Below are 26,308 nucleotides of genomic sequence, written 5' to 3' on the forward strand. Positions count from 1 at the left end.
TCTAGTTTGCAAGATCAATAAACCTGCCGGGCCCAACGTTCGTGATCTCGCCACACCCCGCCGATCTTGATGAACTCCGGCGAGAACCCCTCCTTGCGGAACCCGAGCCGCCGCACCAGCCGGATGGACGCGGTGTTACCGGGCTGGATGTCGGCCTCCACCCGGTGCAGTCCCAGCCCGCCGAAGGCGTAGTCGACGGCGAGCCCGACGCCCTCGGCCAGGTACCCCAGGCCCGCGTAGGGCAGGAAGGCCGCGTAGCCGAGCATGCCCCGCTGGTAGCACTCGCGGACGATCCCGTTGATGTTCACGGTGCCGACTAGGTCCCCGCCTTCGCGCAGGCAGATCACCATCCCCACCGCGGTGACGCCGTCGAACCGCCCGAGGTAGGTCGCGAACTCCTCCGGCGACGCGGGCAGGGCGACCCACGGCCGGTGGAAGTCGGCGCTCGCCTTCGCCAGCTCCAGGAACCGCGCCTCGTCGTCCGCCCGCACCCGCCGCACGAGCACCCGGGCGCCCACCCCCAACTCCACGCCCGAAATCTACCTCCCGCCCCCGAAGCGCCCGCGCGAGCCCTCACTTGAGCGGGTCGTGGCCCCAGTTCATCAGCGAGTAGCGCCACGGGGTGCCGGCGACGTCGCCGGACGGGCGCTGGGCGAGGTGCCGGTGGACGTACCCCGTCACCTTGCGCATGTGCGCGTAGTCGTCCTCGGTCAGGTCCGACCTGCCGGTGCGCAGCAGCTCGACGATCCGGCGGCCGGACGCGTGGCCCGTCGACTCGCCGCCGCCGTCCTTCTGGCCGACCGACCGCGACTCCTCGGTCTCCAGCCAGCGCTCCAGCTCCTTCGGCGTCATGTTCACGGCCTCGCCGAACTCGGCCGCCGCCCTCTCGCGGTCATCACCGGTCATGCGCCGCCGGTACCCGCTGCCCGGCCGGATAGTCCCATCCTCGCGCGGCTCCCCGCCAGCGCCTCGCCGTAGAGGAGTCCGAAGGTCATCGCGGGGGTCGCCATCATCCCGCCGCAGAAGGACTTGCCCATGAGCTGGCCGGAGCCCAGCAGCTCGCCCGCGGCGCTGAGGTTCTCGAACGGCTCGCCCTCGGCGTCCAGGACCCGCAGGCCGGCGTCGACGGCGAGGCCGACGGTGCTCGTCACCGACGCGCCCTGGACGCGGATCGCGTAGAACGGCCCCTCCTCCAGCCGGACGGGCCGGTGCCGCCGCCCGAACGGGTCGGGCCCGCCGGAGTCGAGCGCCGCGTTGTAGCCGGCGACGGTCTCGGCGAGCGCGCCGGCCGGAAGCCCCGTCTTCGCGGCGAGGTCCGCGAGCGTGGGGGCGGCGGTGAACATGGGGTGGACGCCGAACAGGTCCAGCAGCTCGGCGTTCGTCCGCCCGGTGATCATCGGTGGCGACTCCCGGAGGACCCGGGCGTCGAACACGACGTAGCGGCGCAGTTCGGGCTGCTCCAGCAGGGCGTGCTCGCGGGCGTCGACGCTCGGCTCGTCCTCGGCCACGAACCGGCGGCCCTCGGTGTTGACGTAGATCTCCCACGGCGCGCGGTCCTGCGGGTGGTGGACGTGGCGGAACTCCATCTTCGCGCCGAGCCCGAGGCGGTCCATCACCACGCCGAAGGAGCAGAGGTAGTTCTCGTGGCCGCGCAGCGCCGCCCCCGCCCGGCGGGCGGCCTCCAGCCCGCCGCCGGTGTTGTGCGGGTAGGAGTTGCCGCCGTAGGCCGGGTGCCCGCTCAGTTCGCGGAACAGGTCGGGGTTGGAGTTGTAGCCGCCGGTCGCCAGCAGGACCGACGTCGCCGGGTAGACGCGCTCCCCCTCGGGACCGGTCGCCGTCACGGCCGTCACCCGGCGGCCGGACAGGACGAGCCCGGTGAGCGCGGTGTCCAGCGACAGCGTGATGCGCCCCGCCTCGACCTGGGCGTCGAACGCCTTGCGCAGCACCCGCAGGATGGAGCGGCCGAACTCGGGGCCCCAGTAGTAGCGCGCCGCCGTGTACGGTTCGTGCGCGAACCCCTCGACGGGGTGGTCCGGCAGGAACTCCATGCCGTTCTCGGTCAGCCAGTCCAGCGTCCGGGCGGCGTTGTCGACGGCGAGCCGGACGAGTGCCGGGTCGGCGGTGTTCCGGCTGATGCGCATGATGTCGGCATAGTGCGCGTCCGGGGAGTCGGTGATGCCGCGGCGCCGCTGGAGCAGCGTCCCGGCGGCGCTGAGCTGCCCGGTCGCGACGTTCAGCGTGCCGCCCACCGCGCCGGCGGCGTCCAGGACGAGGACCGGTACCCCGCGCTCGGCGGCGGTGAGCGCGGCCATCATGCCGGCCGATCCCGCGCCGACGATGATCTCTGTCGGTGTCGGTGTCGGTGTCACAGGTTCCTCCGCAGGTCGGTCACGGCGGCCGCGAGCGGCGCCGGGTCCTCAGTGAGCACGAACGTGCCGCCGGGTATGCGCGCGACCGGCGCGTCCAGGACCTCGGCGACCTCGCCCGCCGGCTCCGAGAGGGGGTCGCGGTCGGGCGCGATGACGACCGTCGGCCGCCCCGGGCGCCGTGCCGCGGCCAGGACGGCGGCCAGGTCGGCGTTCCACAGCGCCGCGTAGCCCTCGTACCAGACGCGCCCCGCCCGGACGCGGTCGGCGAAGGCGTCGAACACCAGGTCGGGGTCGGCGTCGTCGGCGAACGCCCGCGCGATGAACCGCCACACGTCCGCGACGCCGTCGGGGGTGCCGGGGACCGGGTTCAGCCGCTCGAACTTCGACAGCCGCGTCCGCCAGTCGAAGTACGCCGGGTAGCCGATGAGCCCGAGCCCGGCGACGTCGCCGGGGTGCTCGGCGGCCATGACCGCCGCCAGCGCCGCGCCGGTGTGGTGGCCGACGACGACCTTCGGCCCCGGACGCGCCTCCTGGACGGCGTCCCACAGCAGGCCGGCGTGTTCGGCGAGGCTCAGCGGCCGGGAGGTGGCGTCGGACTCGCCGAGGTTCAGCATGTCGGGCGCGACGCACGGCAGCGGCGCCAGGCTCCGCATCACCGGCAGCCACAGCCGGCCCGACGCGGGCACCTGGTGCAGCAGCAGGACGTCCGGGCCGTCACCGGGGGTCGCGCGCAGGTGCACGTAGCCTTCCGGTGTGGGGACGAGACGGCGCTCCACTCTCGGTTCGGCCGTCAAAAGCACAGGCAGCCGGGCTGCTCCGGGAGCGGGTCGGCACCGTGGACCGCCAGGTCGGGCGGCAGGATCGGCCGGTGCTCGGGCGTCCAGGTGAAGTCGACGTCGTGCTCGGTGTAGACGGTGCTGAGCGGGCCGCCCTTGGTGCGGAACAGCATGAGGTTGCCGGTGGGCGACCCGAACGGGCCGTGCCACTCCTCCGGCGGGCGCCAGAAGTAGCAGCCGGCGCGCATCAGGCCGAGCGGCCCGGCCAGCTCCCCGGCCAGCAGGTACATCTCCTCCACGACCGGGTGCTTCTCGGGCTTGCGGCCCGACCGCAGCGGCATCGTGCCGAGCAGCCACGTCTCCTCGCCGTCCACCGGGTCGCGGCGCAGGAACTTGCGCCCGGCGCCGGGCGGGAACGTCGGATGGAAGTTGCCGCCCCACTCGCCGGCGAACCCGTCGACCTTGGTGACCAGCCGCCGCTCGTCGAGCATCCCGGCGGGGGCGTCCCCTTCGCGCAGCCGCGGCTCGCCGGAGAAGAACGTCAGCACCACGGCGCCGGACCGGGACTCGACCCCGGACGTGGCCGTCCCGGCGGGGAAGTGCCCGTAGGAGTACCTGCCGTACTCGACGCCGGAGATGGTCAGCGCGCCGTGCAGGACGAGGAACTCCTCGTCCACGTCCATGTGGTGGACGCCCTCCCCGCGCGCGAACCCGGCCGGGTAGCGGACGAGGAGGCTGGACGCGCCGGACCCCTCGTCCAGGCTGAGCAGCTTGCTCTCGACCTTCGCGCCGTCGCGCCCGTACAGGCCGTCCTGCCAGGGCAGGGCCTGGGACTGGATGAACTCGATGAACGGGCGTCCCATCGTCACTTCCTCTTCTCGTCGGTGGGGGGTTCGTCGGCCGGCAGCGGGGCGCGGGCGTCGTCGCGCTCGGCGGCGACGGCGAGCAGCCGGGCGATCGACCGGTTCAGCTCGCCGGCCGGGTCGCCGTCGGACGGCATCCCCAGCCGCCGCTCCAGCTCGCGCACCCGGGCGCGCTCCTCGTGCAGCTGGCTCGCCAGCTCGAAGACCATGGCCGCGAGCTGGTCCACCTGGGCGGAGCCGAGCGCGCGGAGTTCCGGCGCGGGGGGCAGGGGGGCGATGTCAGGCACGGGCTTCCTCCGGCTTGCGTGCTTCCAGGACGGCCCAGGGGAAGTGCCATTCGGCACGGTCGGGCCACCGCGTCGTCTCCAGCCGTCCGGCACCGCGCTCGTCGAACGCGACCCAGCGCGCGTCGGCGAGGCCGGCCTTCTCGCACAGGGCGAGGCAGTCGGTGTCGAACAGCATCGGCAGGTACGGCTCGTTGTTGCGGTCGCCGTGCTCGACGAGCGCGAGGTCGCGGACGGTGTCGCCGGTCGGATGGAAGTCCAGGATGCGCAACACTCCGCCCGGCGCGAGCGTCCGCGCGGCGTCGGCGATCAGGTCGGCGAGCACCGGCGGCGGCAGCTCGTGGATCAGCATCGTCGCGGTGACCAGGTCCGCCGATCCGGCGGGCAGCCCCGTCGCGGAGGCGTCGGCCTGGACGTACCGGATGCCGGGCCCCTCGGTGCGGTGGGCGGCCAGCCGCAGCACCGGCGCGGACAGGTCGACGCCGATCACCTCGGCGTCCGGCCAGCGCCGCTTGAACGGGCGGGTGCTCTTGCCGAACCCGCAGCCGAGGTCGACGATGCGCCGGTACGGCCGGTCGGGGACGGCGGTCTCGGTGAACAGGGTGTGGAACGCGAAGTCGTCGTTCTCGCCCAGCATCACGAGCTTGGCGCCGGCCTCGTAGACCAGGGCGGCGCGGTCGGTGCTCCACACGCCGCCGGGCTGGACGTGGATGTCCACGTCGGTGTACCAGGCGGGCAGTTCCAGGTCGGGGTCCAGCTCCAGGCCGGGCGCGGCCTCGGGCAGCTCGTCGGCGTCGACCGCGTCCGCGACCGCCCGCCACAGCATCTTCTGCGCGGACCGTTCCAGCCACGCGAACCACGGGTACACCGGCGCGCCGTGGACGGCCGCGCGGTCGGGCTCCGGCCCCGCCTGCTCGACGAGCACCGGGTACAGCGACCGCGCCCACTGCTGGCGCAGCGCGAGCGCGAAGTCCACCCGCGCCCGGCGTGCGACGTCGTTCATCGAACCTCCTGAAGACCGAGTCCGGAATCCACCTCGCCGGGGAAGAAGCAGGCCACCGAACGGTCCCCGGACACCGTCAGCGGCGGCGCGTCGGCCGCGCACACGTCGCGCGCGACCGGGCACCGGGTGTGGAAGACGCAGCCGGGCGGCCGGTCGATGGGCGACGGCGGGTCGCCCGTCAGCACGATCCGCTCCCGGGGCCGCTCGTCGGTCGTCGGCGTCGCCGACAGCAGCGCCGCCGTGTAGGGGTGCTGCGGGGCCGCCACGACCGACGTCGTCGGCCCCTCCTCCAGCACGCGCCCGAGGTACAGCACGACGACGCGGTCGGAGATGTGGTGGACGAGCGACAGGTCGTGCGCGATCAGCAGGAACGCCAGGTCGTCGGCCCGCTGCACCTCGCCGAGCAGGTTGACGATCTGCGCCTGGATCGAGACGTCGAGGGCGGAGACGGGCTCGTCCGCGACGATCACCGAGGGGCGGGCGGCCAGCGCGCGGGCGATCGAGATCCGCTGCCGCTGCCCGCCGGAGAACTGCGCCGGGTAGCGGCCGGCGGCCGACTCCGGCAGCCCGACCTGGCCGAGCACCTCCGCGACGCGGGCGGCGATCTGCTCCCGCGTCCCGAAGCCGTGGGCCCGCAGGGGCTCGGCGACGATGCGGGCCACGGTCATGCGCGGGTCCAGGCTGGCGTACGGGTCCTGGAGGATCATCTGGAAGTGGCGGCGCAGCGGCCGCAGCCGCCGCTCGGGCATGTGCGTGATGTCGCGGCCGTCGAAGGTGATGCGGCCCGACTGCGGGGTCGTGGCGCGCATCAGCGCGGACGCGGCCGTGGACTTGCCCGACCCGGACTCGCCGACGAGCGCGAGCGTCTGCCCGCGGCGCAGCGTCAGCGAGACGTCGTCGACCGCGGTGAGCGTCCGCCCGCCGACCGGGAACCGGACGGAGACGCCGGTCATCTCCATGATGGGCGGCTGCGTGTCAGTCATGGGGGTTCCAGCAGGCCAGGCGGGCGGGGCCGGAGACGGTCAGGACGGGCTCCCTGGTGGAGCAGTCGTCCTGCGCGCGGCCGCACCGCGGATGGAAGGGGCAGCCGTCCGGGCGGGCGAACGGCGACGGCGGGGCGCCGGCGATCGCGGCGAGCGTCCGCGACCGGTCGAAGTTCGGCGCCGCCGCCAGCAGCGCCGCCGTGTACGGATGGCGCGGGTCGCGCAGCAGCTCCCGGGTCGGGCCCTCCTCCACGATGCCGCCGCTGTACATGACGGCGACGCGGTCGCACAGCTCGGCGGCGACGCCGAGATCGTGCGTGATGAGCACCATGGACGCGTCGCGCGCCTGGATCTGGTCCCGCATGAGCCGCGTGATCTGCGCCTGGATGGTCGTGTCGAGCGCGGTGGTCGGCTCGTCGGCGAGGATGACCGACGGCTCGTTGATCAGCGCCAGCGCGATCATCACGCGCTGCCGGAGCCCGCCCGACAGCTGGTGCGGGTAGGCCCGGACGCGGTCGCGCGGCGAGGGGATGCCGACCGCGGCGAGCGCCTCGACGGCCTTCTCACGGGCATCGGCCCGGGACACGTCCTGGTGCCGCAGGACCGCCTCCGCCAGCACGGACCCGATCCGCCGCACCGGGTTCAGCCCGGTCATCGGATCCTGGAACACCATGCCGATCTGCGCGCCGCGGACGCGTTCCCACTGCTTCTCGGAGTACCCCGTGATGTCCTCGCCGCGCAGCCGGACGTCACCGGTGCGCGACAGGCCCGGGGGCAGCAGCCCGATCAGGCTGAGCGCGGTGAGGGACTTGCCCGACCCGGACTCGCCGACGAGTCCGAGGATCTCGCCGCGGCCGAGGCGGAACGACACGTCCTGCACGATCCGGGTGTCGCCGCCGTGGACGACCGAGAGGCCGTCGACGTCGAGGACGGCTTCGTCCATCGTCTGCTCCCTGGGTTCGGCGGTCGCGGCGGTCACGGGCGCACCGACTTCAGGCGGGCCCGGCTGCGGGCGGCCATGCCGTCGCCGATGAGGTTGGCGGCCGTCACCGCGAGGACGATGACCGCCGCGGGCACGAGCACCAGCAGCGGCGCCCCGACCAGGTGCTGGCGGCCCTCGGACAGCATGTTGCCGAGCGAGGGCGAGCCGAGCGGCGCGCCGATGCCGAGGAAGGAGAGCCCGCTCTCGGCGACCAGCAGGTCGGCGAACACGAACGCCCACATCACCATGATCGTGTGCCGCAGTCCGGGCAGGACGTGCGCGATCAGGATGCGGGGGCGGGTGACGCCGAGCAGCCGCGCCGCGCGGACGTACTCGCGCTGCATGAGGCCGCGCGTCTCGGCGTAGACCACGCGGGCGAACACGGGCCAGCTCACCACCCCGAGCGTGATCGCCAGCGGCACGAAGCCGCGGCCGACCGCCGCCATCAGCGCGACGGCGATGACGAGGTAGGGCAGCGACAGGCACACGTCGATGACGCGGGAGATCGCGGCCTGGACGTAGCCGGTGGTCGACCCGGCGAGGACGCCGAGCGTCACGCCGATGGCGGCGACGATGCACGCGGACGTGGCGGCGACCGAGGCCGTCCAGCCGAACCCGGCGATCGTCCAGGTCAGCAGGTCGCGGCCGACGCCGTCGGTGCCGAGCAGGTGACCGTCCTCGCCGGGCGACAGCAGCCGCGACTGGACACCGCCCCCGTCATCGGTGATGTCGCCGAACAGCACGGCGACGACCGTCACGCCGATGAGCAGGACCGCGATGCCGACGCCCGCGATCAGCCGCGCCGACTCCACTCCCGGCCGCCGGGGCACGAGCCGGCGCCGCACGAGCCCGCGCGGGGCCCCCTCCTGGACCGCTGTCATCGCTGCCTCCGGAGGCGGGGGTCGAGGATGCCGAGCAGGGCGTCGGTGGCCGTGTTCGTCAGGAAGACCAGGCCGGCGATCGTGAACACGGCGGCCTGCACGATCGGGAAGTCCAGCTGCCGCACCGAGTCGATCATCAGGGCGCCGAGGCCGGGCCAGGCGAACACGACCTCGATGATCAGCGCGCCGGAGACCAGGATCGCCAGCTGGGTGCCGACGAGGGCGGCGGCGCCGAGCAGGGCGTTCGGGAGGACGTGCCGCACGATGACGGTGCGGCGGGACGCCCCCGCGGCGCGCGCCGTGCGGACGAAGTCCTCGTCCATGGTCTCGGCGACGTTGGCCGACACCACGCGGGTCAGCCGCGGGACGAGGAACGCCGCGAGCGACACCGCGGGCAGGATCGCCGCCGAGGCCGAGCCGTTGCCGATGCTCGGCAGCAGCCCGAGCTTGACGGCGAAGATCTGGATGAGCACCAGCCCGACGACGTAGCCGGGCATGCCCTGGCCGATGAAGACCAGGCCGGAGGCGGCCGACTGGGCCCGGCCGTCGGGGCGCGACCCGATCCACGCGCCGAGCGGGATCGCGATCAGCATGTTGAGCAGCACCGCGAGCAGCGCGAGCTGGAGCGTGGCCGGCAGCCGGTCCGCCACCTCGGTGAACGCGTTCGCGCCGGACTGGACGGAGGTGCCGAAGTCGAGCTGGGCGGCCCGGACGATGAACGTGGCGTACTGCTGGGCGAGCGGGTCGTCCAGGCCGTACTGCTCGCGGACGGCCGCGACCTGGTCGGGGGTGGCGTCCTGGCCCGCCAGCGTCGTCGCGGGGTCGCCGGTCAGCCGCAGCAGGAAGAACAGCAGGGTGGACACCGCGAACAGCAGCACGACCAGCTGGGACGCCCGCGAGGCGAGCATCAGGGCGAGCCCGCGGGCCCGGCCGGGGGCCCGGCCGGAGGCCCGGCCGGAGGCCCGGCCGGGCCGCCCGGCGGCCACGGGGGTGTCCGTGGCCGCCGCCACCGGCGCGGTGTCCTTCACTTCTTGGCCATCTGGTCGTAGCGGAAGAAGCGGTTGTCGTCCTTGGCGCCCTGCAGGTCGGCGGACTTGCCGACGATCGTGATCTGGTGCACCAGGAACAGCGCGGGCGGGTTGTCGTGCATCTCGGCGACGACCGCGCGCAGCTGCTCGGCGCGCTTGTCGGCGTCCATGTTGGTGAGCGCGGACTTGAGGTGGCCGGCGGTCGGCTCGTCGCAGAAGAACGTCGCCGCGCGCAGGCAGGTGAAGTTGCTCATGGCCCGGGTCGGGTCCATGGTGGGCAGCGCGTTCCAGGAGAGCCCGAACGCCTCGGTCTTCCAGGAGTTGCCCGTGTAGCGCTGCATCCAGGTCGGGAAGTTCATCTGGTTGAGCGTGAGGTCGACGCCGACCTTGGCGAGGTCCTGCTTGACGGCCTGGTAGATGTCGGCGTCGGCGGGGAAGGAGCCGACGACGACGTCGGCGCTCATCTTGAAGCCGTTCGGGTGGCCCGCCTCGGCGAGCAGCGCCTTGGCCTTCGCCGGGTCGTGGGGGTAGGCCCGCACGTCCGGGTTGTGGCCGACGACCTTCTCGGTCGGGCCCTGGCCGATGGGCTCGGCCTTGCCGAGCAGCAGGTTGTCGGCGATGGCCTGCTTGTTCACCGCGTAGTTGAGGGCCTGCCGGACCTTCTTGTCGGTGAGCGGCGAGTCGATCTTCTCGTCGCCCTTGACGTTGCGGAACGCCAGCGACATCACCTGGTTGCCGAGGTTGGCCTCGGCCTGGATCGAGCCCTTCATCTGGTCGACCTGGTCGGGCGAGACGCCGGTGATGAGGTCGACCTGACCGGACTGCAGGGCCTGCAGCCGGGAGGCGGGGTCCTGCATCGCCTGGATCTCCAGGTTCGCGGCCTTCGGCGCGCGCCAGGACTTCTCGAACGCGCTGAGGGTGATCTTGTTGCCGCCCCAGTTCTCGACCTGGAACGGTCCCGTGCCGACCGGGGTGGCGGCGATGCCCTTCACGCCGCCCTCGGTCAGGGCCTTCGGCGCCGGGATCATCAGCTCGGTCAGCTTGTTGGGCAGCACCGGGTCCGGGACGGACGTGGTGATCTCGACGGTCTTGGCGTCGGCCGCCTTGGCGGACTTGATCGTCGCGAGGTCGTTGGCGACCACCGACTGCTTGACCTCGGGGTTCTGCTTGAGGAAGTTCACCACGTCCGCGACGCCCTGGGCGGTCAGCTTCTCGCCGTTGGAGAACGTGACGTTGTCACGGAGCGTGAAACTCCATGCGGTGTCGGACGTGGTCTTCCATTCGGTCGCCAGCCACGGCTTCACCTCGCCGGCCTCGTTCACGAACGTGAGCGGGTCGTAGATCGCGGCGTAGGTGTAGACGCCCGGCGAGACGGCGGAGTTGAACGGGTTTCCCTGGGAGGCGGGGAGCGAGTCGACGCCGACCCGCAGGGTCTGGCCGCCACCGCTTCCCGAGCCGCCGCCGCACGCGGCGAGCGCTGTTCCGAGGACGAGGGCCATTCCGCCCCGCACTGCAATGCCTCTAGCCACAAGCCCTCCATTGTTCCTCTGAGCGGAACACTTAACTCGCTCAGTGGAACGGTAGGATGAGATACGCCACAGTGTCAAGGGTCATCGAAAACGAAACACGCAGGTAACACAGCTGTTTCGACAATTGTCGAGCGCGCGGACACAACAGTCCGCACTCCCCCGGACACGGGTGGATCAGATGGACGCCATCAAAGCGCCGCCGGCGCCGGAAACGTTCCAGACCCCGCTCGGCCCACCGCCGCGCAGCGTCACGAGGACGATCCCGCCGTCGCGCGGCGACCGCCGGCCCGGGGCCGCCGCCACGTCGGCGGGGTACTGGTCGACCTCCACCGCGCAGCGCTCCGGGAGCTGCAGGGTGCTGATGCGGTGCAGCGTCCCGTCCGGGCGGCCGAGTTGGGCGTTCAGCACGCGCACCGGCAACCGGTGGTCCGTCACCCTCCGTGCGGGCAGGCGCTCCTCCAGCGCCGCGCGCGACGTCTCCAGGTCGCCGGACGCGAGCACCGCGATGAACACCGGGCCCACCGGCCCGCTGGGGCGCGGCAGGGTGAACCCCTCCGGGGCCCGGTCGACCTGCGTCAGGTAGACCCCCTCCCCGGCCGGCCCCGCGACCTGCGCGGCCCGCAGCCCTCCCCCGGCCCCGACCGGCCGCGGCTCGACCAGGACGCGCAGCCCGGCGGCGCGGGCCCGCGCCGTCGCCTCGTCGGCGTCGGCCACCAGGATCTCGGCGGCGGCCCAGCCGAGCGTCGTCAGCGGCTCCGGCGCCCGCGCCCCCGGGATCTCCACGGCCCGGACCGCGCCGCCGGCGCCGGTGCCGGACAGCACGACCGAGCGGCGGCCCTCCAGCTCGGGCACCGGCCCGCCGCTCACCCGGTGCTCCGCGCCCGGTTCCAGCCCCACGCCCTCCCGGTAGGCCGCGACGGCGGCGTCCAGATCGGCGGTGACGACGGTGACGGAGTCGATCATTGCGGCCGCTCCCCGGCCGACCCGCCGCCTTGCCCGCCACCCGGCCCGCCGGCCTGCCCGCCGACCTGGGCCGTCAGGTCGGCGGCGGCCTGCTGCACCAGGTCCGCGAGCCGGTCGACCTCGCCGCGGAACCGCTCCAGCGGCCCGGCGATCGAGATCACCGCGAGCGGCGTCCCGGTGGGCCCGAACACCGGCGCGGCCACCGAGCCCGCGCTCGGATCGCGCTCGCCGTAGGAGATCGCGTAACCGACCTCGGCGATGTGCGCCAGCTCCTCGCGCAGGGTGGGGCGCTGGGTGATGGTGTTGCCGGTCAGCTTGCTCATGGGCTGCGACGCCAGGTACTGCTCGCGTTCGGCCGGGTCCAGGAACGCCAGGAACGCCTTGGACGACGCGCCCGCGTGCAGCGGGAACGCGGCGCCGAGCTGCACCATCATCTTCACGTCGCGGTCGGGGGTGACCTGGTCGACGTAGACGCGGTGCCAGCCCGAGCGCGTGGACAGCGTCGTCGTCTCCTGGGTCGCCCGCGACAGCTCGGTGAGGACCGGGCGCGCCTCGGCGCGGATGTCGATCCGGTCGAGGTAGCCGAGCGCGAGGCTGACGATGCGGGGGCCGAGGCTGTAGCGGCGGGTGGACGGGTGGAAGGTGATGAAGCCCTTGGCCCGGCAGCTCGTCAGGCTGCGGTGGACGACCGCCTTGGACAGCCCGAGCCCGTCGGCGATCTCGGTGACGCCGAGCGTGGGCCGCCCCGCCTCGCCGAGGTAGATGAGGATGTCGAGGACCCGGTCGACCCCCGTGACCGTCTGGCCCTTGACCGGTTCGGCGCTCTGCGCGCCCTCGTTGACGCTTCCGCTGACGCTCACAGTGGACATCCCATCACCCGACCAGGTGGAAGCTCTGGTACTGGACATACGCCTCGAAGCCCTCCGGACCCAGTTCGGTGCCGAGCCCGCTCGACCGGCGCCCCGCGAACGGCGCGGCCGTGTTGAAACCGAACCCGTTGACGCCGACCGTCCCGGTGTCCAGCCGCGCCGCCACCCGCAGGGCGCGGGCCTCGTCGGCGCTCCACACCGACCCGGCCAGGCCGAAGTCGGTGTCGTTGGCGATGGCGACGGCCTCGTCCTCGTCGGATGCCGGAATGACCGTCACGACGGGGCCGAAGACCTCCTCCTGGCAGATCCGCATCCCGCTGCTCGCGTCGGTGAACACGGCGGGCGTCAGGTAGAAGCCGTCGTCCAGGCCCTTCGGGCGCTCGCCGCCGGACACCAGCCGGGCGCCCTCGGCCCGGCCCGCGGCGATCAGCCCCTCGACGCGGTCGCGGTGCGCGGCCGAGATGAGCGGGCCGAGCCGGGTGGCGGGGTCGAACGGGTCGCCGACGGGCAGCGACGCCGACACCTCCGCGACCCGCTCGGTGACCTCCGCCAGCAGGGGGCGCGGGACGATCACGCGGCTCTGGATGAAGCAGTTCTGCCCGCTGAAGGTGTAGGCCAGGAACGGCAGCGCCGCGGCGAACCGGTCGAGGTCGGCGTCCTCCAGCAGGACCGCGGCGGACTTGCCGCCGAGTTCGAGGATTACGGGGGTGAGCGCGGCGGCGCAGCGGGCCGCGATGTGCCGGCCCGCCTCCGACGACCCGGTGAAGCCGACGATGTCGACGCCCGGATGGCCGACGAGCGCCGCACCGGTCTCCCGCCCCCCGGTGACCACGTTGACCACCCCTGGGGGCACCCCGGCCTCGGCGGCGCATTCGGCGAACAGGAATGCCTCCAGCGGTGCCTGAGGGGGCGGTTTCAGCACCACCGTACCGCCCAGCGCGAGGGTCGGCCCGATCTTGTACATGCCCATCGGCAGCGTCCCGTTGTAGGGCACGATCGCCGCCGTGACGCCGCGCGGGCCGCGGCGCACGATCGAGCGCCGGACGCTGCCCGGGCCCCGCCGTTCCGGCACCGGGCGCAGCTCGTCGACGACGAGCGAGCGGGCGATCCCCGCGTAGTAGCGCAGCAGTTCCGCGGCGCGGTTCGCGCGGGCGGGCCCGCCGCCGACCGGCCGCCCGATCTCATGGGCGAGCAGCACGGTCAGCTCGGCGTCGCGCTCCTGGAGCAGGTCGGCGAGCCGCTCCAGCGCGGCGGCCCGGTCGGCGGGCTCCCAGGTCCGCCAGCCGCGCGGGTCGGCGAAGGCGGCGCGGGCGGACGCGACGGCCGCGTCCACGTCGGCGGCCGACCCGTCCGGGACGCTGCCGACGACCGTCCCGTCGGACGGGGAGACGATCTCGACGACCGCGCGGGACCGGGCCGGGACGACCCGCCCGTCCACGAACGGTCCGGCGCGGTGCGCGATCTCGGGGGCGAGCGCGGGGCGCATCTCAGTCCTTCCGGTAGCCGGCGGGGACGCCGGGCGAGGTGGCGAGCCACACGCTCTTGGTCCAGGTGTAGAGGTGGACGGCGTCCGTTCCGCCCTCGCGCCCGTATCCGGACGCGCCGACGCCGCCGAACGGCACCATGTCGGACAGGATCCGGTAGGTGTTCACCCAGACCGTCCCGACCCGGAGGGCGTCGGCGAGACGGTGGGCGCGGCCGGGATCGCCGGTCCACACCCCCGCGCCGAGCCCGAACCGGGTGTCGTGGGCGAGGCGGACGGCGTCGTCCTCGTCGTCGAACGGCGCGGCGCACAGCACCGGGCCGAAGACCTCCTCGGTGAGCAGCGGGTCGCCGGCGGGGACGCCGGTGAACACGGTCGGCGCCACCCAGTTGCCGCCCGCCAGCTCCGGCCCGGCGGGCGTCCCGGCCTGCGCGACGACGCGTGCGCCGCGGGCGGTGCCGCCGTCCACGAACGCGCGGGTCTTTGCGGCCTGGTCGGCGGTCACCTGCGGCCCGACCTCGGTTCCGGCCTCGCGCGGGTCGCCGACGCGCAGCTCCCCGACCCGCCGCGCGACGCGGTCCAGGACGTCGGGGAACACCTCGCGCTGCACGTACAGGCGCGAGCCGGCGATGCACATCTGCCCGCACGACCCGGTGAAGCCCTCGACGATCCCGGCCGCTGCGGCGTCCAGGTCGGCGTCGGCGAACACCAGCTGCGGGGACTTGCCGCCGAGCTCCAGCGCGGACGGGGCGAAGTGCGCGGCCGCGGCGGCGCCGACGCGGGCGCCGGTGGCGTCCGAGCCGGTGAACACCACCAGCCGGACGCGGGGGTCCTCGACGAGCGCGCGGCCGAGGTCGCCGCCGCCGTGCACGACCTGCGCGACGCCCGCCGGATGCCCGGCCTCGGCGAGGACCTCGCCGACGATCCGGCCGAGCAGCAGGGCGGTGAGCGGGGTCTCGGCGGCGGGCTTGAGCACGACGGCGTTGCCGAACGCGAGCGCGGGCGCGATCTTCTTCGCGGCGAAGAAGTACGGAACGTTCCACGGGATGATGCCCGCGACGACCCCGTACGGCTCCCGCGTCGTGTAGGTGTGGAACGCGCCCGGGACCGGCACGACCGTGCCGTGCGCCTTGTCCGCCCAGCCGCCGTAGTACTCGAAGCACGCGGCGGCCCGGTCGGCCTCGCGGCGCGTGTCCGCCGGGAGCTTGCCGGTGTTCAGCGTCTCCAGCTCGGCGATCTCGGCGGCGCGCGCCCGCATCCGGCGGCCGATCTCCACCAGCAGCCGGCCCCGCTCGGACGCCGGGACGGCCCGCCAGTGCGGCGCGGCGGCCTCGGCGGCGCGCAGCACCGCCTCCAGCCCGCTCGGCGTCGTCGCGGCGACGTCCTCGATCACCTCGCCCGTGATGGGCGACAGGACGGCGGTCAACGGCTCACTCCTTCGACTGCGTCGAGCATGCTCAGGGCGCTCAGGTGGCGGGTGCCGGCGGCCGGGTCGGCGGCGGTCGCGGCGAGGTCGCGGAGCCGGGCGAGCCGGGCATCCCGGGCGGTGGCGTCGACGCCCGCGCGCACGGTCCGGGTCGCCGGCTGGACGACGCGGACGGCGGCGTCCCGGCGGGCGGCCGCGTACGCGTCCGCCTCGGCGCCGCCGTCGCCGCCCGCCCGCAGCGCCGGGCCGAGCCGGGCGGCGAGGTCGAACGCGTCGTGGACGCCGGAGTTCAGCCCCATGCCGCCGGTCGTGCTGGACAGGTGCGCGGCGTCGCCCGCCAGCAGCAGCCGGCCGGCGCGGAACCGGTCGGCGACCCGCTGGTGGCTCCGGTAGAACTGGTGCTGCTGGAGCGGGTCGCGGGCCCAGCTCCGGTCCCCGACCAGCAGGTCGAGGGCGTCCGCCAGCTCGGGGTGCGGCCCCTCGGAACCGGCGGCCGTGTCGGTCCCGGCGGTGGTGCTGATCGCGACGCGCCACACGTCCGGGGTGCGGATGAGGGACAGCCGGCCGCGGGGGCCGCTCCAGTAGGAGACGGGGCCGAGGTCGTCCACCGCCTCCTCGAACGGGAACGGCGTGGCGGCGACCAGGCTCTGCGACGGGTAGGTGTCGCCGGGGAAGCCGATCCCGGCGAGCTTGCGCAGCGCGCTGTGCGCCCCGTCGGCGGCGATGACGTACGGCGCGGTCAGGCGCGAGCCATCGGCCAGCGTCACGGTGGCGTCCGTCGCGCCGTCCTCCGCACCGGTCAGACCGACGACGCGGTGCTCTTGGCGCAGGTCCACCTCCGGGGACGCCTCGGCGAGGTCGCGCAACCGCCGCAGCAGCTTGTACTGCTCGTACTGGACGCGGAACGGGAACGGCGTCCGTCCCTCCAGCACGCTGTAGGAGAAGATCGCGCGGTCGGGCAGTTGCAGGTCGCGGAACTGTAGGCGGTCCACACGGACGCCGTGGGCGACGGCGTCGGCCGCGACGCCGACGCGGTCGAGCAGTGCCAGTGTCGGCGGGTGCAGCGTCGAACCGCGCCACTCCTTGCGGACCCCGGCCTGCTCGGCCTCCAGCACGGTGACGGGCACCCGCTCGGCGGCCAGCGCCAGCGCGGCGGCCAGGCCGACGGGTCCCGCCCCGACGACGATCACGGACGCGGTCATCGGACCCCGCCTTCCTGAACGAGGGCCTCCTCGGCCAGCCGGGCGAGCGCTCCGGTCGACGCCGCGAGCGTCGACGACGCGCCCGCCGCGTGCAACAGGGCCCACGTCCCGGCGAGGTTGGACGACAGCAGCAGCGAACCGGACGGGGTCAGTTCGTCGAGCACGCCGAGGCTGGCCGCACCGGTGCCCGCGACCACGACGGCGTGCCCGGACCCGGCGGTGCCCAGCGCGCCCCGCACCGCGTCACGCACGTCGTCGTCTCCGGTGGCGTAGATGGGGCGGCCGCCCCGCACTTCGTGGACGTCCACCCGCATCCCGGCCGCGCGCCAGAACCGTTCGCACTGACCCGTGAGCCAGGACGGGTAGGGCGACACGACCGACACGCGGTCCACGCCGGCGGCGCGCAGCGCGCTGAGCAGGCCGCCCGCCGAGGTGACGACGGGGACGCCGTACCGCTCCGCGAGCGCGTCCGACCACCGCCGGTCGCCGTCCGGACCGAGCCGGTACGTCGCGCCGGTGCAGGCGACCAGCACCGCCGCCAGGTCCAGCCCGGCCAGCGTCGCGATCGCCTCGCCCGCGTTGGCGCCGTACCAGTCGAGGCGGGCGGGCAGGTCCAGGCCCGGCGGCGCCGCCATCCGCGCCACGTACGGTTCGACGCCCGGCGGCAGCAGCCGCCGCGTCTCCGGTTCGACGGTGGGGTTCGCGGACGGCACCACGATCCCGACGCGGACCGTCACGTGGCCAGCCCGCCGAAGACGCGCTGGATGAAGGCGTCCCGGTCCGCCCGGTCGCCGATCCCGCCGTCCGCGTCGATCGCGTCCGGCGACACGACCGCGCCCCCGGCCACGAGCTGGGACTCCAGCGCGGCCAGTCGGCGCCGCGTCGCCCACAGCTCGGCGGCGAGCTGAACGCTGATCTGCATGAGCTGGTCGTTGACGCCCTCGCCGACGAAGGCGCCGAGCGGCTGCGGGCCGTCCACCCGCCAGTTCCCGGTGTGCTCGCTCATGCCGTGCACACCCACGTCGCGGTCCGGCCGTTGGTGAACTCGACCGCGGCGAACAGCCGCTCCAGTTCGGCGCCGATCCCGCCGTGCACGAACCGGAACGCGAACGGCTCGCCGTTGAAGCGGGTGTCGAAGTCGCGGTCGTAGGTCGCCCACGGGTCCGGCGGGTCGTCGGGCTGGCGCATCTCGTGGACGATGAGGACGCCGCCGGGCCGCAGCACGCGCCGCGCCTCGGCGACCGCCCGCAGCGCGACGTCCCAGGGGACCTCGTGCAGGATCGTGCCGAGATAGGCGACGTCGAAGGTGCCGTCGGGGAAGCGCAGGTCCTCGGCCAGCCGCTGGGAGAAGACGACGTCGGCGTCCAGCCGGACGGCGCGCGCGTGCGCGTACCGCAGCAGTGGCGCGGCCGCGTCGATCCCCCACACCTCGGCGTCCGGCCAGCGCTCCTTGAAGGCCACGGTCATGGCCCCGATGGAGCAGGCGATGTCCAGGACGCGCGCGACGGACCCGTCCGCGGGCGCGGGCACCTCCCGGGCGCGGGCGATCTTGGCCTCGTCGCGGTCGTTGGTCCCGAGGTGGAAGACCTTCGTGCCGTAGTGGTAGATGTAGCCGGCGAGCGGCTCGTCGTGGTAACCGCCCGGCTGGCGGTGGAAGTGCACGTCGGCGGAGTAGCCGGGGTGCTCCCAGTCCGCCGCGAGCTCCAGGCGGCCGGGCCCGCGCCCGGCGGCCTCGTCCAGCTCCGCCTCCAGCGCCGGCCGCAGCGGCTCGTAGGCCGCCACCACCTGCGCCCAGTTCAGGTCCTGGGTGGAGCGCAGCAACCGGTTCCGCAGCCCCACCAGCGGCACGGACTCCGCGGCGGCCCGCAGCTCGTCCAGGTTCCCCGGCCGCCGCTCGGCGGCCCGCTCCCGGACCGCGCCCGCCGCCACGGGGTTGATCTCCCTCAACGTGAAGCGGCGCAGCCCCTCGACGAAGTCGAGACGGCTCTCATCGTCGAACTCCGGTATGGCCGTCATCGTGCCGACCCGCCCGCGCGGCGCCGCCCCGCTCGATCCTGAACCTGGACGCATGAACCAATCCCCTTGTCCGTCGAATTGATCCGCCCAGCGGAACAGGCGTTCCGCTCACGTGGAACGTGACCTTAACAACACCTGAGCCGCCCTGTACATCCCTCTGCGGGGGGCGCTCGGCCGGCCGCCGGATCAGCGGTCGACGAGGCGGCTGATCCGGTAGATCATTTTGCGGTTCACCGGGGGGAACGCGGTGAGGGGGAGGACCATGTCCCGGAGGGCGCCCTTCCATGGCGCGCGCTGGGTGGCGAGGGCGTTGAGGCGCCGCGTGGTGCCGACGGCGTCCACGGCGATCGGGCGGCGGACGCGTTCATAGGAGTCGAGGGCGCTCTCCTCCCCGTTCATGGCCTTCACCAGGACGTCGCCGAGGGTGATCCCGTCCTGGATTCCCAGGTTCATGCCCTGGCCGATGATGGGGCTGTTGACGTGGGCGGCGTCGCCGGCCAGGAAGACCCGCCCGGCGCGGAACCGCTGCGCCACCCGGTGGTGGATCCTGGTGTGGGAGTCGTGCGCCACACGCAGCACCCGGATGGCCCGCTGCGCCGGGGCGCGCCGCCGCAGCAGCGTCTCCGCGGTGGCGGCGGTCATCTCGTCGGGCAGCCGGTCGACCGACAGGCAGACCCGGTGCAGCATCCCCGGCATGCGGCCCATGATCACGGCACCGGGGCGGGAGAAGAACAGGTGGATCTCATCCGCGGGAGATCCACCGCTCAGCTCCATGTCGGCGAGGATGAACGTCTGATGGAACGTCTCCCCGGGGAAGGGGATCCCGGCCATCTTTCGGACGCCGCTGCGCGTGCCGTCCGCGCCGACGAGGTACTTCGCGCGGATGGTGCGCTCCTCCCCCTCGGCGTCCGTCACCGCCGCGACGACCTGGTCGTCGGCCTGTTCCATGCCGCTCAGCGTCAGGGGCCGGTGGACGGCGCCGCCCAGCTCCCGGAGCCGGGTGAGGATGATCTCCTCGGTGGTGTGCTGCGGCAGCAGGACGGCGTAGGGGAACGCGGTGTCCAGCCGGTCCAACCGCAGCGTGGCGATGTTGCGGTCGCGTTCGCCGGAGAAGATCCGGATCCGCTCGGCATGGTTGCCGGCCTTCGCCAGCCGTTCGCCGACCTCGATCCGCTGCAGCATCTCCAGCGACCGGGGCAGGGTGCCGACCGCGCGCGAGTAGTTGCCGCCCTCCTCGACACCGTCGATCACGCAGCATTCGATGCCCGCCGCGCACAGCGTCGCGGCCAGGGCGAGCCCGGTGGGCCCGGCACCGGCGATCAGGACATCGGTCGTCTTCGGGAGTCCGGTCATGACACACCTCTCTGGGACGTCACCGCCGGGCGCGTTCCGGGTTACGGAGCGTCGCCCGTGTAGTAGCGCTGCAGGGTGGGAGCCACCCAGGCGACCAGGTGCTCGGCCTCGGCGGCGGTGAGCGCCGGCAGGGCCAGGGCGTAGCGGGTGATCGCCAGCCCGACGAGCTGGCTGGCGGCCAGCGCCGCGCGCAGCTCGGCCTCGTCCTCGCCGACCAGCTCGGCGATCGGGCCGAGCACCCGGTCGGCGAGGAACTCCCGCAGCAGCGCGGCGGCCCGCTCCAGGGTGACCGCCGAGCGGATCAGCCCGAGCAGCGGGCCGGGCGCGTCGACGCCGCCGAGCAGGCCGAGGAAGTAGCGGACGAGCCGCTCGCCGAGTTCATCCCGCGGCCCGGCCGCCAGCATCGAGACGGCCTCGTCGGGGCGGATCACCGCGGCCGCCATCTCGGCGAACAGCTTCTCCTTGGTGCCGAAGAAGTACCGCACGAGCGCGGGATCCACGTCCACGTCAGCGGCGATCTGCCGCATGCTCGTGGCCTCGTACCCCCGCGAGGTGAACCGCGCCGTCGCGGCGCCGAGGATCAGCGCCCGGGTATCACTCGGCCCCGGCCTGCGTCCGGCCATCACGCCTCCTCGACGACGACAGTTCCCCACGTGAGGAATTTTTATTCTACGCGCGGGGAATTAGAGGTGCAAGGGGCGGCCGGCCTTCGAGCGCACATGACAAAGGAGCGGCGGCCCGCATCAGCGCGAACCGCCGCTCCTGTCAGCGAAGATCAACTGGGAGGGGGCGTGGGGGCGGAGCCCCCACATCGGGGGTCTGGGGGGCGCCCCCAGGCAGAAATGACGAGGAGTGGCGGCCTGCGCTTTCGGCAGGCACACCACTCCCGATACTCGTGGAGGTGGCGGGAATCGAACCCGCGTCCTTCGGTGATGGGTCAGGGCTTCTCCGGGTGCAGCCTGCTTGTCGCTTTCTCAGTCCCGGCGCTCACGCAGGCGTGTCGCCGACGGACTCAGTCGCTGTTTGGTTTCCCTACCGGCCCCGCGACCGGGTCGATAGGTGGAGTCTCCTTACGATGCCAGACCCCGGCTCGGAGACGCTACCGGGCTGACAGAGTTCGCTCCTCGCTCAGGCGGCGAGGGCGAACTCGGACTGCTTCTTGTTGGCAGTTATTGGTTTGCTGTCACAGGATTAACGAGGTCACGACAGCAACCCTCGACCCGCTTCCCCTGGCTCGAACGACCGAAGTCGAAGCCGGTCACCCCCATGTTGAGTTGTCAAAGCAGGCGTCCCGGGGGACGTCCGCACGATGACGTTACTAGGGTAACGCGTGCGCGGGCAATCCCATTCCCCGGCAGGACAGCCGTGAGCCCCGGTGGGCGCGGGATGTGCCGCGCCCACCGGGGCCGACCGGCAGGGTCGGGCCGGTCCGGACGGCAGAGCCTCCCCCGAGACGAGGCTCTGGTCTCATCACGGCGACTGAGTCCGCAACCCCCCAAGCGGAGTCTCAGTCACCCGGAAAGACGCCCGCGGGCGGGGGGATGGTTGCGTCCCGTCCGTAAAGAGATGCCAAAACCGGCTCAGGACCCCGGGCGGAGGAACTTGGCGGCGAGCTTGGCGGTGTTGACGGGGCCCTCGACGGCGATCGCGAAGGCGCGGTCGCTGCTGGAGCCGACGAACCAGGAGACGCCCTTCTTGCCGCCGCCGCGCTCGTAGGCGGTGTAGGCGGCGACGCCGGTGACGTCTCCGGTGACGCGGGCGCGGTGGGCGTTGCCGTGGGTGGCGGTCCGGGTGAGGACGCGCTTGAGGCTGGCGACCGCTTCGGGCGGCAGGCTCTGCGCGGGCGGCGCCTGGACGGTCTTCGGGATGTCCCTGAGGATGTACGGCGGCTTCCAGGTGCCGGTGTACGCGGCGGACGCGACGAGCGCCATGGACAGGGGGCTCACCTCGACGTTGCCCTCGCCGACCATGGTGGCGGCCTTCTCGCCCTCGTTGGCGGGGGTGGGCACGGAGCCGGTGAACGCGGGGACCGAGAGGCCCCAGTCCTTGCCGAGGCCGAACTGGCCGGCCTCCCGGACGAGGGCCTGCGCGTCCAGCTTGCCGCTGAGCTGCGCGAGGCTCGTCTTGCAGGACCCGGCGAACGCGTTGGAGAAGGTGGTCTCGCCGCGGGCCTTGTTGGTGAAGGTCCTGCCGCCGACGGTGAGGGAGCCGGGGCAGGTGGTCTCGGTGGACGGGTCGAGCCGGGCCTGGGAGAACAGGGCCTCGGCGGACACGATGCCGAACGCCAGGCCGGGCGGGTAGTGGCCCTCGAACGCGCGGTTCTCGCCGTTCGTCCCGTGGTTGGCCACGGCGAGGACCTCACCGGTGCTCGGCCGCACCACGACCATGGACGCCGGGTACCGCAGGCCGCGGAGCGTGCGGTCGGCGCGCCGCTGGTAGTTCGGGTCGAGCGTCGTCTGGACCGTTTCCGGCTGCTGGCCCTCCCAGGACCGCAGCTCCTCGGTGTTCTTGCCCGACTCGTCCTGCGCGACGACGCGGATGGTGGGCGTGCCGGCGAGGCGGCGCTGCTGGAGCAGCTGGATGCCGCTGACGCCGATCGTGTCACCGGGCTGGTAGGGGGCGCCGACCTGCTGCAGCCGGTCGGCGGTGGCCGGGCCGAGGCTGCCGACCAGCTCCGGGGCGTACGCGGGGGCGATCGGCTCCCTGACCTCCTGGTACTGGAGCCCGGGGATGGCGGCCAGCCGCTTGATCAGCGCGTTGTGCGTCGGAGACTGGAGCGTCAGCAGGGGCAGGAACGTCTGCGGCGGGGCGGAGCGGACGCGGCCGAGCAGGCGCTCGGCGTCCAGCCGGCGGCCGCCGTCGATCTTGGTCTGCTTGGCGAGCTGCTCCAGCGTCTTCGCCGGGTCGGCGAGCTGGCCGGGGTAGACGCCGAAGTTGTAGGCGCGGACCTGGCGCAGCACGGAGCGGCCCCGCGTGTCGGTGATGGGGGCCCGCTTCGGTACCTCGGTCACCACGGCGAGCCGCTGCCCCGGCTTCAGCTTGGTGTTGATGATGGACGGGCTCCAGGCGACCTTCCACTTGCCGCCGTCGCGCCGCAGATGCATCAGCCCGGGGTACTCCCACGGCTGGCCGTTCTCACCCAGGTCGATCTTGACGGTGAAGCGCGCGTCGGCCTCGTCGCCCCTCTTGACGATCTGGTCGACGCCGCCGTCCTCCACCTCGGTGCCGAGGGACAGCCGCAGCGAGGCCGCGTCGAGCTGCTGCCGGACGCGGCTGAGCGCCTCCTCGACCTCCTTCTTGTCGGCGCCCACGGTCTGGGCGGCGGCGGCCTCGTAGTTGCCGACCTGCCAGGCGATCAGGAAGTCGCGGACGGCGGGCATCGCGGACGGCTCGGCGCGGGCGCCCGGCATCATGGTCGCGACGATCGCGCCGCAGACGGTCAGGCCGCCCAGCCCCATCGCGATCGGACGCAGCGGTATCCGGCGCCGTTTCCGATGGTCCTGGCTCTTCATCGACACCTTTCACCGTCTCCTGAACCGGGCCGCCGCCGCCTTCTGCATCTCGCGGTCGGCTTCCCGCTTGGCGATGGCCTGGCGCTTGTCGTAGGACTTCTTACCACGGGCCAGGCCGATCTCGACCTTGGCCTTACCGTCCTTGAAGTACAGGGAGAGCGGGATCAGCGTCCACCCCGGTTCGGACGACTTGGCGATGATCTTCTGGATCTCGCGCTTGTGCAGCAGCAGCTTGCGGCGCCGGCGCGGCGCGTGGTTGGTCCAGGTGCCCTGCGTGTACTCGGGGATGTGGACGTGCTCCAGCCACACCTCCCCGTCCATGACGTGGGCGTAGCCGTCCACGAGGGAGGCGCGGCCGGCGCGCAGCGCCTTCACCTCGGTGCCCATGAGCACCATGCCCGCCTCCCACGTGTCGTCTATGTGGTAGTCGTAGCGGGCCCGCTTGTTCTGGGCGATGATCTTCCGCCCGGTGTCCTTCTTATCCTTCTTGCGCCCGGTGTCCCGTGCCACGTCATCAGTCCTTGTCCGGCCCTCGTCAGTCTTTGCCCGGCATCGTCGCGCGCAGGCCGTGCAGCACCGTCCGGGCGCGCCGCTCGGCCACGTCCGGCGGGCGGTCGGCGGACACCGCCACGTCGGGTTCGATCCCGACCCCGTCGAGGTTGCGGCCGCCCGGGGTGCGGTACCGACCGACGGTCAGCTCGATCACCGACCCGTCGGCGAGCCCGATCGGTTCCTGGACCGAGCCCTTCCCGTATGTACGCGATCCTACGATCACCGCGCGGTCGCGGTCGCGCAGGGAGCCCGCGACGATCTCCGCGGCGCTCGCGGTGCCCGCGTCGACCAGCACCACGAGCGGGGTGTCGGCGTCGCCGGGCGCGGTGACCGTGCGCCGCTGGACGGGCCTGCCGCGCGGCTGGTAGGTCACCACCGGGCCGCCGGCCAGGAACGCCGACGCCGTCTCGACCGCCTCGTCCACCAGGCCGCCGGGGTTGCCGCGCAGGTCCAGCAGCACGCCGCCGGTCGGCCGGCCGTACGGCGACCGCCCGGTCACGGCGTCCCGGACCTCGCGGCCCGTGCCGCGGCTGAAGGCGCCGACGCGGATGCGGCGCGCGTGGTCCGGAAGATCGGTCACGGTGACGTTTCCTCCAGGGACCGGTGTGCGGACGAGATGGAACCGCTCGGTTCGACGGTCGCGCTCGACGGTTAGTTCGACCGCTTCGTCCGGACGTCCGCGCAGGGCCTCGGCGACCCGGGAGATGTCCCAGCCGTCCACCGGCGCGCCTCCCACGGCGGTGACGACGTCGCCCGCGCGGACACCGGCGCGCGCGGCGGGCGTGCCCGGCTGGACGCTCGCGACCACCGTGCGGGCGTTGCCCCCCGCACCGTCGCCGCCCGTGCCGCCGAGCCACAGGCCGACACCGCTGTAGCGGCCGGTCAGCCGGCCTTCGACGTCGTCGTACTCGCGGGCCGGGTAGTAGTGCGCCCACCGGTCGCCGAGGCCGCGCAGCATGCCCTCGATGGCGGCGCGGTCGAGTTCGCCGCGCCCGACCGGCTCCGCCGCGCGGCGGCCGATCTTCGTGGCGGCCTCGTCCAGCACGGAGCCGCCGCCCGCGACGGCCGCGTGCCGGTCCGCGCCGGAGCCGCTCACGACTCCGGCGCCGTAGGCGCAGACGATCGCCGCCGCGACGGCCATGCCGCGCAGCACGTGGCCTGGCCGCCTCCTCAGAAACGGCACGGACCGAGACATGCGGCAAGTCTAGGGCGGCCGGGCGGCCCGGATCCGGCACTTCCCCCGGATCCGGACGGCATGTCAGATCCGCAGGTATCTGCGCAGCGTCAGGAACGACGCCACGGCACACAGCAGGACACCGAAGCAGATCGACACCACAATGACCGCGATCACCTGGCTCCAGCCCAGCTGGCTGACGAGCTGCACCTGCCCGGCGAGTCTGTCGATCAGCAGTTTCTTGCTGAAGACCAGCAGGATCGAGGCGAACACGCCGCCGATCAGGCCGGCGATCGCGCCCTCCAGGATGAACGGCATCTGGATGTAGGTGTTGGACGCGCCGACCAGCCGCATGATGCCGGTCTCGCGGCGCCGGTTGAACGCCGACAGCCGCACGGTGTTGCCGACCAGCATCACCGCCGCGATCACCTGGATCAGCGCGATCGTCAGCGCGGCCACCTGCAGGCCGTTCAGGATCCGGAAGAACCGCTTCAGGATCTCCTGCTCGTTGATGACCGTGTCGACGCCGGGCTGGCCGAGCATCGCCTGCGCGACCGCCTTGTACTCCTCCGGGTTCTTCAGCTTGACCCGGAACGAGTCGGGGATGTCGCCCTCACGGGTGCTCTCGACGAACCCCGGCGACCCGGCGAAGCGGTCCTTGAACCGCTCGTACGCCTGCTGCTTGTTCTCGTACTCGACGGCAGAGACCTGCGGCATCTTCTCCAGGCTGCCCTTGAGCGTCTGCCGCTGCTGGTCGGTGACGTCCTGCTTCTGGCAGCTGGGGTTGGAGCTCGTCTTGGCGCACAGGAAGATCGAGACCTCGATCTTGTCGTACCAGTAGCTCTTGGACGCGTCGACCTGCTGACGCAGGAGCAGCCCGGTGCCGAAGAGCGCCATGGCGATGGCGACGGTGATGACGAGGGAGATCGTCATCGTCATGTTCCGGCGGAGACCGATCCAGATCTCCTGGAGAACGAACTGTACGCGCATGCCTCGCTGTCCTTGATCGCCTTTGGTCCGCCCGGGCGCCCGGGACGGCGCCATGAGGGAACGCGGCCCG

At 73.3% G+C, this 26,308-nt stretch carries 26 protein-coding genes and 1 other RNA gene; all 27 read right to left on the bottom strand.

Annotated features, from left to right (window positions below):
- Nucleotides 1-14: 14 nt before the first annotated feature.
- Nucleotides 15-530: a GNAT family N-acetyltransferase gene (locus HUT06_RS36970; protein WP_176199964.1), complete on the bottom strand. Its 516-nt coding sequence runs from the start codon at nt 528-530 to the stop codon at nt 15-17.
- 43 nt (nt 531-573) lie between these two features.
- A complete protein-coding gene (locus HUT06_RS36975) occupies nt 574-906 on the bottom strand; it encodes a DUF3140 domain-containing protein (protein ID WP_176199965.1) in 333 nt (110 codons plus the stop codon).
- Nucleotides 903-2,369 (bottom strand): FAD-dependent oxidoreductase, encoded by a 1,467-nt coding sequence (locus tag HUT06_RS36980; protein WP_176199966.1) that lies wholly within the window; start codon nt 2,367-2,369, stop codon nt 903-905. Before HUT06_RS36980 ends, HUT06_RS36975 begins: the two co-directional genes overlap by 4 nt.
- Complete coding sequence (locus tag HUT06_RS36985; protein ID WP_176199967.1) at nt 2,366-3,109, bottom strand: alpha/beta fold hydrolase; 744 nt, start codon at nt 3,107-3,109, stop codon at nt 2,366-2,368. Before HUT06_RS36985 ends, HUT06_RS36980 begins: the two co-directional genes overlap by 4 nt.
- 50 nt (nt 3,110-3,159) lie before the next feature.
- A complete protein-coding gene (locus HUT06_RS36990) occupies nt 3,160-4,008 on the bottom strand; it encodes a DUF4437 domain-containing protein (protein ID WP_176199968.1) in 849 nt (282 codons plus the stop codon).
- A 2-nt stretch (nt 4,009-4,010) separates the two neighbouring features.
- Nucleotides 4,011-4,295 carry a hypothetical protein gene (locus HUT06_RS36995; protein ID WP_176199969.1) on the bottom strand — a complete coding sequence of 95 codons (285 nt, stop codon included), beginning with the start codon at nt 4,293-4,295 and terminating at the stop codon, nt 4,011-4,013.
- On the bottom strand, nt 4,288-5,295 hold the full coding sequence (locus HUT06_RS37000; protein ID WP_176199970.1) for a class I SAM-dependent methyltransferase: 1,008 nt from the start codon (nt 5,293-5,295) through the stop codon (nt 4,288-4,290). Before HUT06_RS37000 ends, HUT06_RS36995 begins: the two co-directional genes overlap by 8 nt.
- Complete coding sequence (locus tag HUT06_RS37005) at nt 5,292-6,278, bottom strand: ABC transporter ATP-binding protein (RefSeq protein WP_176199971.1); 987 nt, start codon at nt 6,276-6,278, stop codon at nt 5,292-5,294. The genes HUT06_RS37000 and HUT06_RS37005 overlap by 4 nt, the downstream gene beginning before the upstream one ends.
- Nucleotides 6,271-7,221: an ABC transporter ATP-binding protein gene (locus HUT06_RS37010; RefSeq protein WP_217711607.1), complete on the bottom strand. Its 951-nt coding sequence runs from the start codon at nt 7,219-7,221 to the stop codon at nt 6,271-6,273. The genes HUT06_RS37005 and HUT06_RS37010 overlap by 8 nt, the downstream gene beginning before the upstream one ends.
- A 32-nt stretch (nt 7,222-7,253) precedes the next feature.
- The gene (locus HUT06_RS37015) at nt 7,254-8,141 is read right to left on the bottom strand and encodes an ABC transporter permease (protein ID WP_176199973.1); all 888 of its coding nucleotides are present in this window, start codon (nt 8,139-8,141) and stop codon (nt 7,254-7,256) included.
- Nucleotides 8,138-9,151: an ABC transporter permease gene (locus HUT06_RS37020; RefSeq protein ID WP_176199974.1), complete on the bottom strand. Its 1,014-nt coding sequence runs from the start codon at nt 9,149-9,151 to the stop codon at nt 8,138-8,140. Before HUT06_RS37020 ends, HUT06_RS37015 begins: the two co-directional genes overlap by 4 nt.
- Nucleotides 9,152-9,165: 14 nt before the next feature.
- Nucleotides 9,166-10,680, bottom strand: coding sequence for an ABC transporter substrate-binding protein (locus HUT06_RS37025; protein ID WP_176199975.1), 1,515 nt, complete (start codon nt 10,678-10,680; stop codon nt 9,166-9,168).
- A gap of 192 nt (nt 10,681-10,872) precedes the next feature.
- Nucleotides 10,873-11,661 (bottom strand): VOC family protein, encoded by a 789-nt coding sequence (locus HUT06_RS37030; protein WP_176199976.1) that lies wholly within the window; start codon nt 11,659-11,661, stop codon nt 10,873-10,875.
- Entirely contained in the window at nt 11,658-12,530 is an 873-nt protein-coding gene (locus tag HUT06_RS37035) for an IclR family transcriptional regulator (protein WP_176199977.1), read from the bottom strand. The genes HUT06_RS37030 and HUT06_RS37035 overlap by 4 nt, the downstream gene beginning before the upstream one ends.
- A 4-nt stretch (nt 12,531-12,534) precedes the next feature.
- Entirely contained in the window at nt 12,535-14,016 is a 1,482-nt protein-coding gene (locus HUT06_RS37040) for an aldehyde dehydrogenase family protein (RefSeq protein WP_176199978.1), read from the bottom strand.
- 1 nt (nt 14,017) lies between these two features.
- Nucleotides 14,018-15,439 carry an aldehyde dehydrogenase family protein gene (locus HUT06_RS37045; protein ID WP_176199979.1) on the bottom strand — a complete coding sequence of 474 codons (1,422 nt, stop codon included), beginning with the start codon at nt 15,437-15,439 and terminating at the stop codon, nt 14,018-14,020.
- The gene (locus HUT06_RS37050) at nt 15,436-16,641 is read right to left on the bottom strand and encodes an NAD(P)/FAD-dependent oxidoreductase (protein WP_176199980.1); all 1,206 of its coding nucleotides are present in this window, start codon (nt 16,639-16,641) and stop codon (nt 15,436-15,438) included. Before HUT06_RS37050 ends, HUT06_RS37045 begins: the two co-directional genes overlap by 4 nt.
- Complete coding sequence (locus tag HUT06_RS37055; protein ID WP_176199981.1) at nt 16,638-17,378, bottom strand: hypothetical protein; 741 nt, start codon at nt 17,376-17,378, stop codon at nt 16,638-16,640. Before HUT06_RS37055 ends, HUT06_RS37050 begins: the two co-directional genes overlap by 4 nt.
- On the bottom strand, nt 17,375-17,647 hold the full coding sequence (locus HUT06_RS37060; protein WP_176199982.1) for a hypothetical protein: 273 nt from the start codon (nt 17,645-17,647) through the stop codon (nt 17,375-17,377). The genes HUT06_RS37055 and HUT06_RS37060 overlap by 4 nt, the downstream gene beginning before the upstream one ends.
- On the bottom strand, nt 17,644-18,657 hold the full coding sequence (locus HUT06_RS37065; protein ID WP_176199983.1) for a class I SAM-dependent methyltransferase: 1,014 nt from the start codon (nt 18,655-18,657) through the stop codon (nt 17,644-17,646). Before HUT06_RS37065 ends, HUT06_RS37060 begins: the two co-directional genes overlap by 4 nt.
- 186 nt (nt 18,658-18,843) lie before the next feature.
- On the bottom strand, nt 18,844-20,010 hold the full coding sequence (locus HUT06_RS37070; RefSeq protein WP_176199984.1) for an NAD(P)/FAD-dependent oxidoreductase: 1,167 nt from the start codon (nt 20,008-20,010) through the stop codon (nt 18,844-18,846).
- Between the two features lie 41 nt (nt 20,011-20,051).
- Nucleotides 20,052-20,633 carry a TetR/AcrR family transcriptional regulator gene (locus HUT06_RS37075; RefSeq protein WP_176199985.1) on the bottom strand — a complete coding sequence of 194 codons (582 nt, stop codon included), beginning with the start codon at nt 20,631-20,633 and terminating at the stop codon, nt 20,052-20,054.
- Between the two features lie 270 nt (nt 20,634-20,903).
- Nucleotides 20,904-21,276: a transfer-messenger RNA gene (gene ssrA, locus HUT06_RS37080) on the bottom strand.
- 314 nt (nt 21,277-21,590) lie between these two features.
- Entirely contained in the window at nt 21,591-23,522 is a 1,932-nt protein-coding gene (locus tag HUT06_RS37085; RefSeq protein ID WP_254715586.1) for a penicillin-binding transpeptidase domain-containing protein, read from the bottom strand.
- Nucleotides 23,523-23,531: 9 nt separating this feature from the next.
- The gene (gene smpB, locus HUT06_RS37090) at nt 23,532-24,032 is read right to left on the bottom strand and encodes an SsrA-binding protein SmpB (RefSeq protein WP_138638240.1); all 501 of its coding nucleotides are present in this window, start codon (nt 24,030-24,032) and stop codon (nt 23,532-23,534) included.
- Between the two features lie 25 nt (nt 24,033-24,057).
- Nucleotides 24,058-25,269 (bottom strand): S41 family peptidase, encoded by a 1,212-nt coding sequence (locus HUT06_RS37095; RefSeq protein ID WP_254715587.1) that lies wholly within the window; start codon nt 25,267-25,269, stop codon nt 24,058-24,060.
- 63 nt (nt 25,270-25,332) lie between these two features.
- Nucleotides 25,333-26,238: a permease-like cell division protein FtsX gene (gene ftsX, locus HUT06_RS37100; protein WP_138638241.1), complete on the bottom strand. Its 906-nt coding sequence runs from the start codon at nt 26,236-26,238 to the stop codon at nt 25,333-25,335.
- Nucleotides 26,239-26,308: the final 70 nt, after the last annotated feature.

Source organism: Actinomadura sp. NAK00032, assembly GCF_013364275.1.
Lineage (GTDB): Bacteria > Actinomycetota > Actinomycetes > Streptosporangiales > Streptosporangiaceae > Spirillospora.